At 65.1% G+C, this 495-nt stretch carries 1 pseudogene; it reads right to left on the bottom strand.

Annotation, left to right across the window (positions count from 1 at the left end):
- A pseudogene (locus tag EN781_RS33815) lies at positions 1–495 on the bottom strand (bifunctional folylpolyglutamate synthase/dihydrofolate synthase); the annotation flags it as partial.

Raw genomic sequence — 495 nt, 5'->3', positions numbered from 1 at the left:
CTGGTAGACCATGCGCCCATTTTCCTCGAAAGCGAGGAAATCCTGGCCGTAGACGAAGGTCGGGCAGTCGAGCCGCTCGGCGGTGTCGATCAGCACCTGCAGCGCCGTCTCGCTTTCCTGCGCGCCGATGACGACCGGGCAGCCGGGCTTGATGATGCCGGCCTTCTCGGCGGCGATCAGTTCGACCCGGTCGCCGAGATAGGCTTCATGGTCCATCGACACCGGCATGATCACCGACACCGCCGGCCTGGCGATGACATTGGTGGCGTCGAAGCGGCCGCCAAGGCCGACCTCGATGATTGCGGCTTCGGCCGGATGCTCCGCGAACAGCAGGAAGGTGACGGCGGTGAGGATTTCGAAGACCGTGATCTTCTGGCCTTCATTGGCGGCCGCAACGCGGGCGATGGCTTCGGCAAAGACCTGATCATCGACCAGCCTGCCGCCGCCTTCGGCGGCGAGACGGTAGCGCTCGTGCCAGTTCACCAGATGCGGCGA

Source organism: Mesorhizobium sp. M4A.F.Ca.ET.090.04.2.1 (assembly GCF_003999085.1).
Classification (GTDB): domain Bacteria; phylum Pseudomonadota; class Alphaproteobacteria; order Rhizobiales; family Rhizobiaceae; genus Mesorhizobium.
Note: the sequence above shows the minus strand (reverse complement) of the source record. Positions and strands in the feature narration are given on the sequence as shown.